Origin of the sequence: Kitasatospora sp. NPDC059577 (assembly GCF_042735475.1) — a bacterium.
In the GTDB taxonomy this organism is placed as follows: domain Bacteria; phylum Actinomycetota; class Actinomycetes; order Streptomycetales; family Streptomycetaceae; genus Kitasatospora.
The window spans coordinates 1-17469 of sequence record NZ_JBHWBZ010000105.1; the positions used below are offsets into that span (position 1 = coordinate 1).

The 17469-nt window shown below is 73.7% G+C and carries 15 protein-coding genes; 3 read left to right on the forward strand and 12 right to left on the reverse strand.

The features are described from left to right. Together ACFV0O_RS40315 and ACFV0O_RS40320 are read right to left on the reverse strand one after the other, a co-directional pair. A partial coding sequence (locus tag ACFV0O_RS40315) for an ATP-binding cassette domain-containing protein (protein ID WP_380349684.1) occupies window positions 1-223 on the reverse strand: 223 nt, incomplete at its 3' end. 214 nt (window positions 224-437) lie between these two features. Next, complete coding sequence (locus ACFV0O_RS40320; RefSeq protein ID WP_380349687.1) at window positions 438-2606, reverse strand: restriction endonuclease; 2169 nt, start codon at window positions 2604-2606, stop codon at window positions 438-440. Between the two features lie 544 nt (window positions 2607-3150). Here ACFV0O_RS40320 and ACFV0O_RS40325 point away from each other — a divergent pair. After that, window positions 3151-4098, forward strand: a complete 948-nt coding sequence (locus tag ACFV0O_RS40325; RefSeq protein WP_380349690.1) for a DUF2797 domain-containing protein — start codon at window positions 3151-3153, stop codon at window positions 4096-4098. Between the two features lie 188 nt (window positions 4099-4286). Here the strand turns inward: ACFV0O_RS40325 and ACFV0O_RS40330 are convergent, their stop codons facing one another. The 6 genes from ACFV0O_RS40330 to ACFV0O_RS40355 all read right to left on the reverse strand — a co-directional run bounded on the left by ACFV0O_RS40330 (window position 4287) and on the right by ACFV0O_RS40355 (window position 9502). Continuing rightward, window positions 4287-4649 (reverse strand): hypothetical protein, encoded by a 363-nt coding sequence (locus tag ACFV0O_RS40330; RefSeq protein WP_380349693.1) that lies wholly within the window; start codon window positions 4647-4649, stop codon window positions 4287-4289. Further along, window positions 4646-5167 (reverse strand): DUF6232 family protein, encoded by a 522-nt coding sequence (locus tag ACFV0O_RS40335; RefSeq protein WP_380349696.1) that lies wholly within the window; start codon window positions 5165-5167, stop codon window positions 4646-4648. The genes ACFV0O_RS40330 and ACFV0O_RS40335 overlap by 4 nt, the downstream gene beginning before the upstream one ends. 297 nt (window positions 5168-5464) lie before the next feature. Beyond that, window positions 5465-5770 carry a hypothetical protein gene (locus ACFV0O_RS40340; protein ID WP_360266465.1) on the reverse strand — a complete coding sequence of 102 codons (306 nt, stop codon included), beginning with the start codon at window positions 5768-5770 and terminating at the stop codon, window positions 5465-5467. A 353-nt stretch (window positions 5771-6123) separates the two neighbouring features. Beyond that, window positions 6124-6861, reverse strand: a complete 738-nt coding sequence (locus ACFV0O_RS40345; protein WP_380349700.1) for a succinate dehydrogenase/fumarate reductase iron-sulfur subunit — start codon at window positions 6859-6861, stop codon at window positions 6124-6126. Beyond that, a complete protein-coding gene (locus tag ACFV0O_RS40350; protein ID WP_380349703.1) occupies window positions 6858-8801 on the reverse strand; it encodes a fumarate reductase/succinate dehydrogenase flavoprotein subunit in 1944 nt (647 codons plus the stop codon). The genes ACFV0O_RS40345 and ACFV0O_RS40350 overlap by 4 nt, the downstream gene beginning before the upstream one ends. Continuing rightward, window positions 8798-9502, reverse strand: coding sequence for a succinate dehydrogenase cytochrome b subunit (locus ACFV0O_RS40355; protein ID WP_380349706.1), 705 nt, complete (start codon window positions 9500-9502; stop codon window positions 8798-8800). Before ACFV0O_RS40355 ends, ACFV0O_RS40350 begins: the two co-directional genes overlap by 4 nt. A 96-nt stretch (window positions 9503-9598) precedes the next feature. Between ACFV0O_RS40355 and ACFV0O_RS40360 the strand changes: the two genes are divergently transcribed. After that, the gene (locus ACFV0O_RS40360; protein ID WP_360266454.1) at window positions 9599-10519 is read left to right on the forward strand and encodes a LysR substrate-binding domain-containing protein; all 921 of its coding nucleotides are present in this window, start codon (window positions 9599-9601) and stop codon (window positions 10517-10519) included. Window positions 10520-10588: 69 nt separating this feature from the next. Here the strand turns inward: ACFV0O_RS40360 and ACFV0O_RS40365 are convergent, their stop codons facing one another. The 4 genes from ACFV0O_RS40365 to gcl form a co-directional block, all read right to left on the reverse strand. After that, the gene (locus ACFV0O_RS40365) at window positions 10589-11200 is read right to left on the reverse strand and encodes a hypothetical protein (RefSeq protein WP_380349709.1); all 612 of its coding nucleotides are present in this window, start codon (window positions 11198-11200) and stop codon (window positions 10589-10591) included. Window positions 11201-11230: 30 nt separating this feature from the next. Then, window positions 11231-12274, reverse strand: coding sequence for a DUF4157 domain-containing protein (locus ACFV0O_RS40370; RefSeq protein ID WP_380349712.1), 1044 nt, complete (start codon window positions 12272-12274; stop codon window positions 11231-11233). Window positions 12275-12616: 342 nt separating this feature from the next. After that, complete coding sequence (locus ACFV0O_RS40375) at window positions 12617-13105, reverse strand: glutathione peroxidase (protein ID WP_380349715.1); 489 nt, start codon at window positions 13103-13105, stop codon at window positions 12617-12619. A gap of 144 nt (window positions 13106-13249) precedes the next feature. Next, window positions 13250-15031 carry a glyoxylate carboligase gene (gene gcl, locus ACFV0O_RS40380; RefSeq protein WP_380349718.1) on the reverse strand — a complete coding sequence of 594 codons (1782 nt, stop codon included), beginning with the start codon at window positions 15029-15031 and terminating at the stop codon, window positions 13250-13252. Window positions 15032-15875: 844 nt separating this feature from the next. Between gcl and ACFV0O_RS40385 the strand changes: the two genes are divergently transcribed. Beyond that, window positions 15876-17357 (forward strand): SulP family inorganic anion transporter, encoded by a 1482-nt coding sequence (locus tag ACFV0O_RS40385; RefSeq protein WP_380349721.1) that lies wholly within the window; start codon window positions 15876-15878, stop codon window positions 17355-17357. Window positions 17358-17469 lie beyond the last annotated feature (112 nt).

Below are 17469 nucleotides of genomic sequence, written 5' to 3' on the forward strand. Positions count from 1 at the left end.
AGGAGCCGGAGGTGACGGTGTCGAGGCCGGCCATGCAGTGCATCAGCGTGGACTTGCCGGAGCCGGAGGGGCCCATGATGGCGGTGAACTCGCCCTGGGGGAACTCGACGCTGACGTTGTCGAGGGCGACGACGCGGGTCTCCCCCTCCCCGTAGACCTTGTTCAGGCCGGTGGCGCGGGCGGCTGCCACACCGGAGCGGACGGCGGTTGCGGGGAACGTCACGTGGACTCACTCCTGGGGAGGGAAAAGCGGAAAATCTGACTCCAGTCCATCCTCCCAAGACGTTCTTGTGCGGTGCGTATGCCGAGCGGACGGTCGGCCCCCGCCGACCCGGCGGGGTGGCGGGGGCACTCTCCTCCTCAGGTATGACGCGGACCCCTGGGGGGCGGGGCGGCCGACCGGGCGCGGTCCGGTCCCGGGACGACCACCCCGCCCGCTACTCCACCGCGACCCCGAAGGCCGCCGCCAACCCGGCCAGACCGTTGGTCACCGCCCTGCCCGACGGGCTGAACTCCCAGCCGTCGCCGCCCCGTCGGAACGCGCCGAGCAGCATCGCGCTGTCGGGCACCCCGCCGGTGGTGCCCGCCCAGTCCGCCGGACCGGCCGCGCCCGGCCCGTACGCGGCGGCGACGGCCAGCCCGTGCACGTACCCGAGCGGCAGGGCCGGATGCTCCTCCTCCTCGGTGGAGACCGCGACCACCACCTCGTCGACCGCGGCCGACAGCCGGTGCAGCTCCAGGGTCAGCCGGGCCGCCCGGGTCGGCTCGCCCGGCACCGAGCGGGTCGGGTGCAGCCGGACGGCGCCGTCCGGGTCCTGCGGGCTGTTGAAGAACACGAAGTGCTCGTCGCTCAGCACCCGGCCCCGGGCGCACAGGAAGGCGGTCACGTCCAGCTCCACCGGGTCCCCGGCGGCCGTCCGGCTCTGCCAGCTCACCGTGAGGGCGCTCTCCCGCCCGGCTTCCCCGGCTGCCCCGGTGCCCCCGGCCGCTCCCGTTCCCCCGGCCGCCCCGGGCGTGGTGCCGGCGGTGCCCGCGGCCGCCGGGGTGCCGCCGCCGAGCCGGCCGCGCAGGCCCTGCTCGGCCAGCAGCCCGACCAGCTCCGGGCCGCTCACCAGGGTCAGCGGCTTGCCCTCGATGTAGCTGTACGAGCCGCGGCCGAAGCCCGCCGTGGTGACCAGGATCCCCTTGATCGCGCCGTGGTGGCGGACGGTGGACTCCAGATCGCGCACCGCCGTCGGCGGGACGGTCTTCTTGTACCGCTTCGCCTGGATCACGATCTTGCCGCCGGTCACCGGGTCCAGGTCCTCGGCCACCACGTCCACCCCGACGTCGCCGCTGCGGGCCGTGGTCATCACCCGGAACCCGCGCAGCCGGAACAGCTCGGCGATCAGGTCCTCGAACTCCAGCGGATCCATCTCGAACAGGTCCGGCTCGTCCTCGCCGCCGTGCCCGGCCAGACTCCCGCCGACCGTCTGCGGCCGACGGTCCGGACGCACCTCGTCCAGCCGCTCCGGGCGCGCCGACAACCGGCCGCCCAGACCCTGGAAGCACTCCACCGCGTCCACCCGGTCCAGCGCCAGCCCGGCGAATCCGGCCCGGGCCGCGGTCAGCGTCGACACGAAGCGCTCCGCCTCCCGGCCCGTCGCCGGGTCGATGCCGAGGACGAAACCGTTCAGCACCACCGAGTCCAACAGCCCGTCCCGGTCCGCCCGGAACACCTCCGCCACCACCCGCAGCGCCGACTGCGCCAGGACCTGCCGGTACAGCGCCTTGCGCTCCGTCGCCGGGCGGGCCACCTCAGCCTCGCGGTCGTCCGACTTCACGTACCGGACCCGGGCCGCCGCCGGCACCACGTCCGGCCCCGGCAGCTCCCAGTCCACCACCAGCTGCCGGCCCGCCGCGTCGAAGGCCGCCACCAGCCGGTGCGGGAAGCCCTCCGGCCACGCCGCCGAGGCGTACAGGCCCGCCGTGAAGTACTCCTGCACCGCCTCCGGCTCACCCGCCCGCAGCCGCCGCAGCAACTCCTCGGTCCGGGCGCCCCGTTCCTCGTCCTGGAGCCGGAACCGCTCCGCCCACGCCAGGTACTCCCGGTGGTACGCGGCCAGCCGCTGCTGCCGGTCCGCCTCCCGCGCCTGCGCGGCGTACCAGTCCTGCTCGAACCGCGCCCGGGCCTGCGCGAGGTACTGCTCGTACTGACGCCGCACCCCCGGATTGCGGGCCTGCACCGGATCCGGCGGCGGCACGACGTACACGGCGGACGTCTGGTCCGGCATCTCCACCGGCTCACCCAGCGGCCCGGGGTCGAACGGCGGCACCGCGCTCGGCGCCAGCAACGCCTGCGGACCGAACGCCGGCGCGGCCATCCCGGCCGCCAGCAGACCCCTCAACTCCTCCACCCGGGAGTCCAGTTCACCCGTCCGCCGGGCCGCCTCCGCCTCCCGCGACTGCTGGTACGCCCGCTGCGCCTCGCGCTCGTTGCGGGCCGTGGCCCGCTGCGCCTCGCGCTGCTCCCGCTCCCGCCGACGCTCCTCCGCCGCCTCGGCGCGCCACCGGGCCTCCTCCCGGCGCTGCTGCTGCCGCTGCGCCTCCGCCCAGATCGCCAGCACCCCGCTGCTCCGCCGCCCCGACACCGTTCGTCCACCCCATTCACCTCGTGCCGACCCGGTCGGCCCCACGCCGCCACCCGGCCGCGCCGCCCACCGCGCCCGCCACAATAGAACGTGGACACCCCACCCGGCCAAGCGTCGCTGACCTGGGGGCCTTCCGGGCGCGACCGGGGCCGTGGCCGGCGCCCCACCGGCCCGCGGAGGGCTGCCGGGCGGGGCCGTCCCCGAGGACGTTCCGGGGCCGCGGAGTGCCGCGTGACCTGCGGCGCTTGCCGAGTGCCGCACGAGCGCCGGCGCCAGTCGGTGTCCGCGGGTGCGCCGCGCAGGGTGTCGACGGCGAGCCGGAGGGCGAGGGCGAGGTCGTCCGGGGTGGGGGTGTCGTCGGGGGTGGGGGTGTCGTCGGGGGTGGGGTATCGATCACGACCGGGACGCCGGCAACGCCTCGGGCCGACGGTGGCCGAACGGGCGTCGCCGGTCCCGGGCGACCGTTGTCGGTCCCGGCGGGTAGCCTCGCCTGGTCGAGTACCCCCAGGGAGGGACGCCCGTGACCATCCCCGCACCGCAGCACCGGGACCACCCCGGCGGCTGGATCTCCACCGGTCTGAGCTGGCAGGACGGCCGCGCCGTGCTCGGGGCCGTGCGGGGCTCCCGGGTGCACGAGCGCGCGGTGGCGCCGGGTGCGGAGGTCGGCTGGCTGCTCGGCGGCCCGCGCCGCTGCACCGGGGCCTGGCTGGTCGGGGCGACGGAGCGCACCCCGTGCCCGCACCACGCGGTGATCGACCCGGCCGGCGGCGCCACGCAGTGCCCGGCCTGCCAGAGCGTGGACCGCGGCCTGGCCCTGGCGCGGGACCAGATCCTCGACGACGGCCGCACCTACCTGCTGTACCTCGCCTGGTTCGGCGAGGGCCTGCTGAAGGTCGGCCTGACCGCCGAGCAGCGCGGTGACGCCCGTCTGCTCGAACAGGGCGCGCTGGCCTACGCGTTCACCGCCCGGGGCGGCCTGCCCGCCGTACGGCGCGCCGAACTCACGGTCGCCGCCTCGGGGCTGGCCCGTGAGCGGTACAAGTCCCGGCTCAAGGCCGACCACTGGTGGTCGCACGGCGACGCCCCGCACCGCCGGACGGTGCTCACCGAGGCGCGCGCCCGGGCGCACCGGCTGCTGGACGGCCACGCGGTGGAGCTCCTCGCGGACCGTGCGGACCGTCCGGTGGTGGACCACGTGGAGCGCTTCGGCCTCGCCGGCGGAGCCCCCGAGACCTACCGGGAGATCGCCGGGCTCGCCGACGGCGCGGTGATCGCGGGGCGGCTCCGTCCGCCGATCGGCAAGCACCTCTTCCTCGACCAGGCCGACGGCTCCGGCCCGCTGCTGCTGGACACCCGCCGCCTCACCGGCTGGACGCTCACCCCGGTGGCCGACCGTCCCTCCGAGGGGCTGACCCTGCAGGAGCGGGTCCGTCCGCCGGAGCCGGACACCCAGGAGGCGTTGTTCTGACCCCGGCCGCCCCGTGACTCCTGAGCCCTGACCCCTGACCGAGGGCCCGGGCCCGCGCGAACGCACCCCTCGCACCGGACGATGTCGGCGGCCCGGTCGTGGACCGGCGCGACACCGGACGGCGCCACCGGGACCAGCCGCTTCGAGACGCGGCGGACCGGACAGGCACCGTCCGGCCGGTCGACCGGTCAGCCGCTGATCAGGGCGAGCAGCTGGTTCGCCAGGCCCAGCGCGGGCGCGGCCGCCTCGCCGATGCTCTGCGTCACGCCGGCCAGCAGCAGGAGGGCGTTGCGCCGGCCGCGCTGTTCCTCGGAGGCCGGGTCGCGGAGTACGGGGAGGGTCTCGGTGAGGCTCTGCCGGTCCTGCTCGTGCACCCGCGAGTCGCGCGCCAACTCGGCCACCTCGGCGGCGAGCCGGGCGAACATCGCGGCGACCTCGGGCGGCAGGGCCTCGCCGGCCTGGCCGTTGTTGTGCTGGACGCCGATGTTGTGGTGGCCGCCGTGGATGGTGACGTTGTCGCCCAGGTGGAACTGCGGTGTGTTGCCGCTCACTTGCTGACTCCCGTGTTGCCGTTGCCGCCGTAGATGTTGACGCTGTCGCCGAACTGGTAGTGCCGCAGGTCGACGATGATGCTGCTGACGAACTGCTGGAACTCGATCTGCGGGTTCTCGATCGCCCGTGCGACGGCGGCCTGCAGTTCGTAGGCGGGCCCCGGCGATTCCCAGGCCAGCAGTGCGGTCGGCGGTCCCGCCGTGTCGACGGTCAGCGCGTAGAGGCGGTTCTGTCGTAGGACCGGAAGGGTGACGAACACGAAGTAGAGCACCACGGCGACCAGCGCCAGTACCACGGGCCACCCCGAGTCGGAGCCCTGCTGGCCACCGCCCAGTGCGCCGGCGGCGGCGCCGTTGACGGCACTGAGCAGGAACGCGGCCGTGATGACCGTCCCCGCGAACTTGAAGAGACGTCCGATCGCGCCGAACTTGTCCGGCACGATGATCGTGATGCTCGCCCGGGCGACGGTCGCCAGCGGGTACGCCGCTTCCCCGACCCAGAGGATCCGCTTGGTCACGGCCACCCGGATGGTGCGCCGGGTGGGTGTGAACACCGGGGGTGGGACCGGCACGGCCGCCGGTGGCGGTGGCGGTGGCGGCGGTGGGATGAACGGAGTGGGGCCGGTGTGTCCGGCCCAGGTCGAGCCAGCCGGTTCGGTCGGCTGCATGGCGCCCCCCAAGGCTCTCGAACGAGGTACGTCAATAAACCAGCAGGTTTGAGCCACACACAAGTCTGCTGCCGTGAACGAACTTTGACGAGTCGTCAGAAGATCGTGCGATGCCTCGCCCGACCGCCCGGCCGGGCCGACCCCGGTTCAGCCCAGCTTGCTGCGCACTCCGCCCGGGCCCGAGCGGGCCCGGCGGGACAGCGGGGGCCGGGACGGGCGTACGTCGTGGCGCGGGGCCGGGTCGGCCGTCTCGGCGGCCTGCCGGGCGAGTGCGGCGCGGGCGGCGGCCAGCGCGACGCGGGCGAGCAGCGGGTCCTCGTGTTCACCGGCCTCGTGTTTGGTGCGCTGGCAGCCGGTGCACCAGACCGGCGAGGCCGGCCCGTCCGGGTACACCATGTTCTCGGGCGGCAGGTAGTGCCCACCGCACTCGACGCACTCGAAGACCAACCTCATCCGACGATCACCGTCCCGGATCCGTGGCACCGACCGCAGGGTGACCAGAATTCGTGGATCCTGGGCACCATGCTCCCTTTCTCGTCCAGTTCGACCGTTGCCTCGGTCTTCTGGGTCCCCCCGGACCCGCCGCAACCGGAACAGGACTGAACCTCGGGCATATGCCGTCCCTCCGTAGCGGAGCACCACCGTAGCGCGATTTCCCGCACGGGAGCACCGCTCGGGGCGATCCACCACCCGTTCGGGGAGCGCGAACTGCCCTTGCACGCCCCGTCGGACGGACGGCGGCCCCTCGCGCGAGCACCAGCGCGAGGGGCCGACGGTCGGTGGGCCCGACCGCATGGGGGAGGGGGTCAGCCGCGGGCGGCCCGCAGGAACTCCCGGTTCATCGCCGCGATGCTGGGCAGCGGGATGCCCTTGGGGCAGGCGGTGGCGCACTCGCCGGTGTTGGTGCAGCCGCCGAAGCCCTCGGCGTCCATGGCCGTGACCATGTTCCGCACCCGGGCGGACCGTTCCGGCGCGCCCTGCGGCAGCACGTTGAGGTGGACGACCTTGGCGGAGGTGAAGAGCATCGCCGAGCCGTTCGGGCAGGCCGCCACGCAGGCGCCGCAGCCGATGCACTCGGCGTGCTCGAAGGCGGTGTCGGCGGCCTCCTTGGGGACGGGCGTGGCGTGCGCCTCGGGGGCGCTGCCGGTGGGCGCGGTGATGTAGCCGCCGGAGCCGATGATCCGGTCGAAGGCCGAGCGGTCCACCACCAGGTCCTTGACCACGGGGAAGGCCGCGGCCCGCCAGGGCTCGACGTCGATGGTGTCGCCGTCCTGGAAGTGGCGCATGTGCAGCTGGCAGGTGGTGGTCCGCTCGGGGCCGTGCGCCCGGCCGTTGATGACCATGCCGCAGGCGCCGCAGATGCCCTCGCGGCAGTCGTGGTCGAAGGCGACGGGCTGGTCGCCGCGGGTGATCAGTTCCTCGTTGAGGGTGTCGAGCATCTCCAGGAAGGACATGTCGGGGCTGATCCCGCTGACCCGGTAGGTGTTCATCGACCCGGGTGCGTCCGGGCCCGCCTGGCGCCAGATGCGCAGGGTGAGGTTCATGCGTAGCTCCGCTGGGTGGGGTGGACGTGGTCGAATCCGAGGGCCTCGCGGTGGAGGACCGGGGCGGTGCCGGTGCCGGTGAACTCCCAGGCGGCGGCGTAGGTGAACTCCTCGTCGCGCCGGGCGGCCTCGCCGTCGGGGGTCTGGCTCTCGGTGCGGAAGTGGCCGCCGCAGGATTCGGCGCGGTGCAGGGCGTCCAGGCACATCAGTTCGGCCAGTTCGAAGTAGTCGACGAGCCGGTTGGCCTTCTCCAGCGACTGGTTGAGCTCCTGCCCGGTGCCGGGCACCTTGATCCGGCGCCAGAACTCCTCGCGCAGCTGCGGGATCCGCTCCAGTGCCCGCTTCAGCCCGGTCTCGTCGCGGGCCATGCCGCACTCGTCCCAGAGCAGTTCGCCGAGTTCGCGGTGGAAGGAGTCCGGGGTGCGGTCGCCGTCCACGGCGAGGATCAGGTTGAGCCGGTCCTCGACCTCGGCCTCGGTCTCGGTGAGGACCGGGTGGTCGGCGGGCACGGCCGGCAGCGGGTGGCGGGCCAGGTAGTCGTTGAGCGTGGGCGGCAGCACGAAGTAGCCGTCGGCGAGGCCCTGCATCAGGGCGCTGGCGCCCAGCCGGTTGGCGCCGTGGTCGGAGAAGTTGGCCTCCCCGATCGCGAACAGGCCGGGGACGGTGGTCTGCAGGTCGTAGTCGACCCAGAGCCCGCCCATCGTGTAGTGGATCGCCGGGTAGATCCGCATCGGCGTCCGGTACGGGTCCTCGGCGGTGATCCGCTCGTACATCTCGAAGAGGTTGCCGTACTTGGCCTCGACGGCGTCCCGGCCCAGCCGGCGGATCGCGTCGGCGAAGTCCAGGTAGACGCCCTGGCCGCCGGGGCCGACGCCGCGGCCCTCGTCGCAGACGTTCTTGGCGGCGCGGGAGGCGATGTCGCGGGGCACCAGGTTGCCGAAGGAGGGGTAGATCCGCTCCAGGTAGTAGTCCCGCTCCTCCTCGGGGATGTCGGCCGGCGGCCGGGTGTCGCCCTGGGCCCTGGGCACCCAGATCCGGCCGTCGTTGCGCAGCGACTCGCTCATCAGGGTGAGCTTGGACTGGTGGTCGCCGGAGCGCGGGATGCAGGTCGGGTGGATCTGGGTGAAGCACGGGTTGGCGAAGTAGGCGCCGCGCCGGTGGGCCCGCCAGATCGCGGTGGCGTTGGAGTTCTTGGCGTTGGTGGAGAGGTAGAAGACGTTGCCGTAGCCGCCGGTGGCGAGGACGACGGCGTCCGCGGTGTACGTGCTGATCGCGCCGGTGACGAGGTCGCGGGCGACGATGCCGCGGGCCCGGCCGTCGACGACCAGGAGGTCCAGCATCTCGGTGCGCGCGTGGAGTTCCACGTTCCCGGCGGCGATCTGCCGGGAGAGCGCCTGGTAGGCGCCGAGCAGGAGCTGCTGGCCGGTCTGGCCGCGGGCGTAGAAGGTGCGGGAGACCTGGACGCCGCCGAAGGAGCGGGTGTCGAGCAGTCCGCCGTACTCGCGGGCGAAGGGCACGCCCTGGGCCACGCACTGGTCGATGATCTCCACGGACACCTGGGCGAGCCGGTGCACGTTGGACTCGCGGGCGCGGAAGTCGCCGCCCTTGACGGTGTCGTAGAACAGGCGGCGGACCGAGTCGCCGTCGTTGCGGTAGTTCTTGGCCGCGTTGATGCCGCCCTGGGCGGCGATCGAGTGGGCCCGGCGCGGGGAGTCCTGGAAGCAGAACTGGACGACGTGGTAGCCCTGTTCGGCGAGGGTGGCGCCGGCCGCGCCGCCGGCCAGGCCGGTGCCGACGACGATCACGGTGTGCTTGCGCCGGTTGGCCGGGTTGACCAGCTTGGCGTCGAACCGCCGCTGGTCCCAGCGCTGTTCGATCGGTCCGTCGGGGGCCTTGGTGTCGACGACGGGTTCGCCGGCGGTGTAGTCCAGGTAGGTCACTTCACGACTCCGGTCATCACGGCCACGGGGACGGACAGGAAGCCGGCCGTCAGCACGAGTGCCAGGCCGTTCGCGGTCAGCTTGAGCGCCCGGTCCCGGCGGGCGTTGTTGGCACCGAGGGTCTGCGCGGCGCTCCAGAAGCCGTGCCGGACGTGCAGGCCGACGGCCAGCATCGCGACGACGTAGAACACGTCGACGTACCAGCGGCCGAACGAGGCCACGATGTTCTGGTACGGGTGCCCCTCCTGGGCGGCCGGGTTCACGGTCAGCGTGGTCAGGTCGAGGATGTGCCAGACGATGAACAGCGCCAGGATGACCCCGCCCCAGCGCATGGTCCGGGTCGCGTAGCTCGCCCGGCGCCGCTTGTGGACGTAGGCGCTCGGCCGGGCGGCGAGGTCGCGGCGGCTGAGCTGGTACGCGCTGACGCCGTGCAGGACGACGGAGGCCAGCAGGCCGAGCCGGGCGATCCACAGGAACCACGCGTGGCCGAGGAACGGCTGTCCGATGGTGCGCAGCCAGGCCGCGTAGCCGTTGATGTCGTCGGGGCCGAAGAACACCTTGAGGTTGCCCAGCATGTGCGCGACCAGGTACAGCAGCATGACCAGTCCGGTGACGGCCATGACCGCCTTCTTGCCGACGGTCGACCGCCACAGTGTCGCCAGGGTGGACGGATGCCGGCCCGTCCGAGTCGCGGTTGTCATGGCTGCAACGGTAGGGAGGTCGGCCAGGGTGCGTCCAAGACATGAGGCGGCTCACGACGATAGGCACTGGCTATCGATGCGGCCTATCCTGGTCGGGTGCAGCTCCAGCAACTCCGCTACTTCCTGGCCGTGGCCGAGACCCGCCACTTCACCCGGGCGGCCGAGGCCGCCCATGTGGCGCAGCCGTCCCTCTCGCAACAGATCCGCTCGCTGGAGCGGGAGTTGGGCGCCGAGCTGTTCCACCGCACCCGGGGCAACATCGCACTGACCGACGCCGGGGACGCCCTGCTGCCGCTGGCCCGGCGCATCCTCGCGGACACCGAGAGCGCCCGGCTGGCCGTCCAGGAGACGGTGCAGCTGCGCCGGGGACGGGTCCGGCTGGGCGCGCCGCCGAGCCTGTGCACCAGCCTGGTGCCCGACGTGCTGCGGGTGTTCCGCGACCGCCACCCGGGCGTCGCGCTGGTGGTCCGCGAGGGCGGCTCGCGCGACCTGGTGCGCTGGCTGGCGGCGGGGGAGCTGGACCTCGCGCTGATCATCACCCCGCCGAGCGGGGAGCAGGCGCCCGCCCTCGCCGTCACCGAGCTGCTGCACGAGGAGCTGGTGCTGGTCTCCGCCGGGCGGCGGGCCCGGCCCAGGGCGCGCGTGGCGGAGCTGCGGGAGCGGCCGCTGGTGATGTTCCGGGAGGGCTACGACGTGCGGGAGGCGACCCTGGCGGCCTGCCGGGCGGCCGGGTTCGAGCCGGAGTTCGCGGTGGAGGGCGGCGAGATGGACGCGGTGCTGGGCTTCGTCCGGGCCGGCCTCGGGCCCGCCGTCGTCCCCGGCATGGTGGCGGCCCGGTCGGGTCTGGTGGTCACCCCGTTCGCCGGGCCCGGGCTGGGCCGCACCATCGCCGTCGCGCACGGCCACGAGGTGCCGCCGACCCGTGCCGCGGAGGCGCTGCGCACGACCCTGCTGGCGCACCTGCACGACGCCGCGCGGGCGGGCGAACTCCCGCCGGGCACCCGGCTGCTGCTGTGACCCGGGCCCGGCGGCGGGTGCCCCGGGCCCTGCGTGGGCGCCCCCGGCTCGGCGCCGGGCGCTGCCGGCTCAGTGCGGTGCCGGCTGGAACAGCGCGTCGTCGTAGTCCGTGAAGAGCACCGGCATCGCGCGGCGGAACGCGGTGACCTCCGTGCTGTCCTGCAACTCCCGGCAGAGCGTCTGCGGCCAGTACCAGTAGCCGCGGGAGGCGAGCAGCCGGTCCAGGTAGGCGTCGAACGAGTACCCGGTGTCGTACAGCTCCTCGCCGAAGTAGTGGTAGTGGACGGAGTCGAGCGGGGGGAGCAGCGCCGCGCAGGCCTCGGGGACGAACATGTCGAAGGGCCTGACGCGGCGGTACTCCTGGTCCTCCGGCGAGTGCCAGGTGACGCCCCGCCAGTCGCCGAAGACCTCGTCCAGCGGAAGGAGGTGGACGAGGCCCTGGTCCGAGAGGTCGCCGTGGCGGAGCTCGGGGACGGTGTGGCGCCACCGCAGGCGCACCGCTCCGACCTCGCGGTAGAAGGCCTCGACGCCGGCCGGGAGGCGGCCGTCGGCCAGCCGGACGGCGTGCTCGATCTCGGAGGGCGGGGTCGGTGGTGCGACGGTCGCCTCCAGGAGTTCCACGCGGGGGTTGCGTTCCAGGTCGGCGATCATCGCGTCCAGCCGGGTGCGGGCGGTGGTCACGTGGGTCTCCTTCGAGGCGGTCGGCGGGTGTCAGAGCCGGTTGTTCTCGATCTCCCACGCGGCGCCGTGCAGTTCCTTGCCGGTGGTGTCGTAGACGGTGTACTCGGCCTCGATCTTGCCGGCGAGCTTGGCGGAGTAGTTGGTGTCGATGTCGGTCTCCACCGCGCTCGCGAGCGGCGCGAAGTCCTTCCCGGCCGGGTGGGTGCTGTAGTCGGCCCGCACGGCGTACTCGACCACGTTGCCGTTGGTGAGCACCTGGGCCTTGACGTCCTTCTCGACCTTCGCGTGGTGGGCCGAGTTCGCCGACTTGCAGAGCGGAGTGAGGTTGCTCATCGTGTTGCCGGGGCCGCCGACCTGCTCGTTGAGCAGGTGTCCCTGCACCATGTACCTGCTGAACCAGTCGGCCGTCGCGCCGCTCCCGGTCGGCCACCAGGACGGCTGGACACTCGGCCTGGAGCCCTTGCCGAGCTGCCCGGGCCAGAGTTCGGCGTGCATCGAGGTGCCGAGGCCGTCCCCGTTGATCGCGCCGTAGGTGACGTACGGGGCGCCGGTGAAGGCTCGCTGCACGGCCACCTCCGGCTCGGGGGAGGGGGAGTGGGAGTGGGCCTGGGTGGCGACCCGCTGGACGGCCTGGGGCAGTGAACGGCCCAGCGCCCGGACGGCGTTCGCCTCGGCGGCGCGCTCGAAGCGGTCGCCGGGGTCGCTGACGGACAGCCCGTCGCCGTGGTCGGTTCCCGCCACCGGGCCGGAGCGCTGCTGGATGACGTGGGTGAGTTCGTGGGCCAGCGTGCGCTTGTCGGTACCGCCCCGGCCGAGCACGACGTGCTCGCCGGAGGTGTAGGCGCGGGCGCTGATCTCGGCCGCCGAGCGGGCCGCCGCGGAGTCGTCGTGGATCCGCACGCCGCTGAAGTCGGCGCCCAGCCGGGCCTCCATCTCCGCCCGCACGTCGTCGGCCATGGGACGGCCCGGCGACCGCAGCACCCGGTGGACGGTCGAGCGCTGTACGGGGGGCCCCGACTGCCGTCGCTCCCCGACGAGCCGGGCCACGGCCGCGTTGCCGATGGTGCGCTGCAAGGCCGGGATCGACCGGGGGTGCAACGGCCCGGACTGCTGCCGCACGGGCGGCCGACCGTGTGCACGGTGCTCCGACGTGTCCCGCGTCTGCTGGTCGTGCGCGTGCACATCCACCTCCTGGACGGGCGGTTCGAGCCGTGGTCGCGGCCTGTCAGAGCCGGTCTACGGCGATCCGACGGGCGAGGGCAAGGACCGGAGGGGCAGTGTCGGGGGCAGACCTCCGTGGCCCGGGCGCCCGGCTGCCCGCCCTGGGTACCGGGCGGGCGGAACCCGGCCGGGGCCGGGGCCGACGAAGGCCCGGAGCGCGGGGGGTGCGCTCCGGGCCTTCGTCGGGCGGTCGGGTCAGGCCGGGAGGACGGCCTCCAGGGCGGTGATCAGCTCGTCCGCCTCCGGCTCGACGCGGGGGCGGATCCGGGCGGCCACGGTGCCGTCGGGGGAGATCAGGAACTTCTCGAAGTTCCAGGAGACGTCCCCGGCCTCGCCCTCGGCGTCGGCGACCTGGGTCAGCTGCCGGTACAGCGGGTGGCGGTCGTCGCCGTTGACGTCGAGCTTCTCCAGGAGCGGGAAGGTCACGCCGTAGGTGGTGGAGCAGAAGGTCCGGATCTCCTCGGCGCTGCCCGGCTCCTGCCCGGCGAACTGGTTGCAGGGGACGCCCAGCACGGTGAACCCGCGCCCGGCGTAGCGCTCCTGCAGACGCTCCAGGCCGGCGTACTGCGGGGTCAGGCCGCACTTGGAGGCGACGTTGACGATCAGCAGGGCCTTGCCCTTGTACTCGGCCAGCGAGGTCGGCTCGCCGGCGAGGGTGCGCAGCGGGATGTCGTACAGGCTCACGGTGGTGGTCCTTTCGGCAGGTCGGCGGCGGGTCGCCGCCCGGGCACACGGTAGCGGCCCCGGACGGGTCAACCGTGCCGGCGGCGCCGGTGTTCCGTACCTGCGGGGGCGTACGGAGCGACTCGTACGCCCCCGCAGGGGCGGTCAGAGCGCGAGCGGCCTGATGGCCGTCGGCGCGTGCCCGGGGAGGGTGGCGAGCTCCTCGAACTCGTTGACCTTGTCGATGTCGTTGCCGCTCATCGCGATGTTGGTGACCCGCTCCAGGATCGCCTCCACGACGACCGGGACGCGGAACTCGGCGGCCAGCTTCTTGGCCTCCTCGAAGGCGGGCAGCAGGCCCTCCGGCTCGGTGACCCGGATCGCCTTGCAGCCGAGGCCCTCGGCGACCTTGACGTGGTCCACGCCGTAGACGCCCAGTTCCGGCGCGTTGATGTTCTCGAACTCCAGGTTGACCTGGAAGTCGATGTCGAAGGTGCGCTGCGCCTGGCGGATCAGGCCCAGGTAGGAGTTGTTGACCAGCACGTGGACGTACGGGATCCGGTGCTGGGCGCCGACCGCCAGCTCCTCGATCATGAACTGGAAGTCGTAGTCGCCGGAGAGCGCGACGATCCGGCCCTCGGGGTCGGCGGTGGCGACGCCCAGCGCGGCCGGGATGGTCCAGCCGAGCGGTCCGGCCTGGCCGCAGTTGATCCAGTGGCGCGGCTTGTAGACGTGCAGCATCTGCGCGCCGGCGATCTGGGAGAGGCCGATCGTGGTGACGTAGCGGGTCTCCGGCCCGAAGGCCCGGTTCATCTCCTCGTAGACGCGCTGCGGCTTGAGCGGCACGTCGTCGAAGTGGGTGCGGCGCTGCAGGGTGGCCTTGCGCTCCTGGGTGGCGGCGGCCCACGCACTGCGGTCCTTGAGCTTCCCGGCGGCCTTGAGCTCCGCGGCGACCAGGACGAACAGCTCCAGCGCGGCCTTGGCGTCGGAGGCGATGCCGAGAGCGGGGGCGAAGATCCTGCCGATCTGGGTGGGCTCGACGTCGACGTGGACGAAGGTGCGGCCCGCCGTGTAGACGTCCAGTCCGCCGGTGTGGCGGTTGGCCCAGCGGTTGCCGATGCCGAGGACGAAGTCGGAGGCGAGGAAGTTCTCGTTGCCGTAGCGGTGCGAGGTCTGCAGGCCGACCATGCCGGCGTTCAGCTCGTGGTCGTCGGGGACGATGCCCCAGCCCATCAGGGTCGGGACGACCGGGACGCCGGTCAGCTCGGCGAACTCCAGCAGCAGCTCGGAGGCGTCGGCGTTGATGACGCCGCCACCGGCCACGATCAGCGGGCGCTCCGACGCCTGGAGCAGCGCGATGGCCTTCTCGATCTGGACGCGGTTGGCGACCGGCTTGTAGACCGGGAGCGGCTGGTAGGCCTCGGGGTCGAAGTCGATCTCGGTCAGCTGGACGTCGATCGGCAGGTCGATCAGGACCGGGCCGGGGCGGCCGGAGCGCATCAGGTGGAAGGCCTGCTGGAACACGCCGGGGACCTGCGCGGCCTCCAGGACCGTGGTCGCGGCCTTGGTGACCGGCTTGGCGATCGAGGCGATGTCGACGGCCTGGAAGTCCTCCTTGTGCAGCCGGGCGACGGGTGCCTGGCCGGTGATGCACAGGATCGGGACGGAGTCGGCGATCGCCGAGTACAGGCCGGTGATCATGTCGGTGCCGGCCGGACCGGAGGTGCCGATGCAGACCCCGATGTTGCCGGCCTTGGCGCGGGTGTAGCCCTCGGCCATGTGGGAGGCGCCCTCGACGTGCCGGGCCAGCGTGTGCCGGATCCCGCCGGAGGCCTTGAGGGCGGCGTAGAACGGGTTGATGGCTGCGCCCGGCACGCCGAACGCGACCTCAACGCCTTCGAGCTTGAGGATCTCCACGGCCGCGCGGGCGGCTGTCATACGAGGCATCGGGTCTCTCCTGCGTCGGCCCGCAGTGGCTCGGAGGGCTCATCTCCTGAATTCCACCATACGGAAGAACGGTTTCTGTATGTGGAAACAAGGTAGGGCGGGGCTCGTCGGGGCGTCAAGGGGGGATTCAACAGAATGTGGAAGCCCTGGCGGCGTGACCGGGCGGCTGGCCGGGCAGCCGACCGAGCAGCCGGGATTCGTACGTCCGGGCGGCATCCGTGCTGGTGTGCGCGGGGAAGCAGGCCTTCCGGGCCGGGAAGCGCACCCGGTGTGCAGCACCCGTGAAGGGACCGTGTCCGAGGTGGGCCCGCCCCGCCGCCCTGGGTACCGTCGGTGGCACGCCGGGCCCGTGACATCCGACGGGGGCCGTGGCAGGGGAGTCCGGGAACGCCGGGAGCGGGGGGAACTCCGTCGGCCGCCCCGTCCGGGGCCGGCGCGCCCCGCCCTGCCGCACCCGTCCCGCAGCGCCGTCGTTCGTCCCCTCCTCCGCTTCCTGCCCCGCGCCGAACGGCCCGCGCCGTACGGTCCGCACCCTCCGGCCGGCGCCGTACCCGCGTGCTTCCGAACCCCCTGGCTCCCGCGCCGCAACGGCGTGCACCGCCTGGCTCCCGCACCGCAGCCGCCTGGCTCCCGCACCCCGACGGCGTGCACCGCCTTGCCCTCGCACCGCAACGGCGTGCCCGCAGCCGCGGGCACGCGGAAGGAGCGTCCCCATGCGCCGCTGTACCCCTGCCCGCCCCCCGGTGGTGACCGGGTGAACCGCCCGCCGCACCGGAGCGAGGGACCGCCGGGCCGCCCCCGGAAGGACTCCCCGCCGGGCCGGACCCGGACCCCGGTCGCCGCGCTGCGCGCCGTGCCCTGGCGCCGCGACCTGCCCGCCTCGCTGGTGGTCTTCCTGGTCGCTCTCCCGCTCTGCGTCGGCGTGGCCGTCGCCTCCGGCGTCCCGGCCGAGCTGGGCCTGGTCACCGGCATCGTCGGCGGCCTGGTGGTCGGCGCCCTGCCCGGCAGCAGCCTCCAGGTCAGCGGTCCGGCCGCCGGGCTCACCGTCCTGGTCGCCGACGCCGTCCGCGAGTTCGGCGCCGGCGCGCTCGGCCTGCTGGTGCTCGGCACCGGCCTGCTGCAGCTGGCGATGGGCGCCCTGCGGCTCGGCCGCTGGTTCCGGGCGATGTCCGCCTCGGTGGTGCACGGCATGCTGGCCGGCATCGGACTGACGCTGGTGTTCGGCCAGCTCTACGCGCTCGCCGACCGCAGGGCCCCCGCCACCGGACCGGAGAAGATCACCGGACTGCCCGCCCTGCTGGGCGACGTCCTCACCGCCGCAGCCGACCCCGGGGCGGTCGCCCTCGGCCTCGGCACCCTGCTCGTCCTGGTCGGCTGGAAGTACCTGCCGGAGCGCGCCGCCCGCGCCGTGCCCGCGCCGCTGGCCGCCGTCGGCCTGGCCGCCGCCGTCACCGCCGCGGCCGACCTGCCCGTCGCCCGGATCCGGGTGGCCGGCCTGCTCGACGTCGTCCGGCTGCCCGACCGTGCCTCGCTCGACGGCCTGGCCGGCACCGCCGGGATCGGCACGGTGGTCGCCTTCACCCTGATCGCCTCCGCGGAGACGCTGTTCAGCGCCGCCGCCGTCGACCGGATGCACCACGGCCCGCGCACCGACTACGACCGCGAACTCACCGCGCAGGGCATCGGCAACACCGTCTGCGGACTGCTCGGCGCGCTGCCGATGACCGCGGTGATCGTCCGCAGCGCCACCAACGTCCAGGCCGGCGCGCGGACCAAGGCCTCCCGCTTCCTGCACGGGTTCTGGCTGCTGCTGTTCACCGCGCTGCTGCCCGGCGCGCTCGGGCTCGTCCCGCTCACCGCGCTGGCCGCCGTGCTGGTCCACGCCGGCGCCAAGCTCGTGCCGCTGCGCCGGATCGTCGCGCTCTGCCGCGGCCACCGGGGCGAGGCGCTGGTGCTCGTGGTGACGGCGGCCGCGATCATCGCCACCGACCTGTTCGAGGGGGTGCTGATCGGGGTCGGTCTGGCGGTCGCCAAGTCCGCCTGGCAGACCTCGCACCTGCAGATCGCGGTCGAGGAGACGGTGCTCCCGTCCGGACGGCCGTTGCACCGCGTGCGACTGAGCGGCAACGCCACCTTCCTGCGGCTGCCCCGGCTGCTGGACACCCTGGAACGGCTGCCGGACGACCGGCCGGTCGAACTGGACTGGTCCGGGCTGCGCCACCTGGACCACGCCTGCACGGTCGCCCTCGCCTCCTGGGCCGCCCAGCACCGGGCCCGCTCCACCGCGACGCTGGCCGTCGAACCGCCGCTGCCTTCGGTGGCCTGACGGAGCGCCCGGCAGGGCCTAGGGCTTGTCTGACAATTCGCGTCGCATCAGCGCGCGGCGTTGGGCGCCCGGCTGGGCGTGCCGCCGGAGCGTCCTCGTACTGGACGTACTT

What these genes read in the sequence shown, in the direction of transcription:
- ACFV0O_RS40340 (WP_360266465.1), bottom strand. Translation starts at nt 5,770, where the DNA reads ATGAGGTTGGTCTTCGAGTGCGTCGAGTGCGGTGGGCACTACCTGCCG.
- ACFV0O_RS40345 (WP_380349700.1), bottom strand. Translation starts at nt 6,861, where the DNA reads ATGAACCTCACCCTGCGCATCTGGCGCCAGGCGGGCCCGGACGCACCC.
- ACFV0O_RS40355 (WP_380349706.1), bottom strand. Translation starts at nt 9,502, where the DNA reads ATGACAACCGCGACTCGGACGGGCCGGCATCCGTCCACCCTGGCGACA.
- gcl (WP_380349718.1), bottom strand. Translation starts at nt 15,031, where the DNA reads ATGCCTCGTATGACAGCCGCCCGCGCGGCCGTGGAGATCCTCAAGCTC.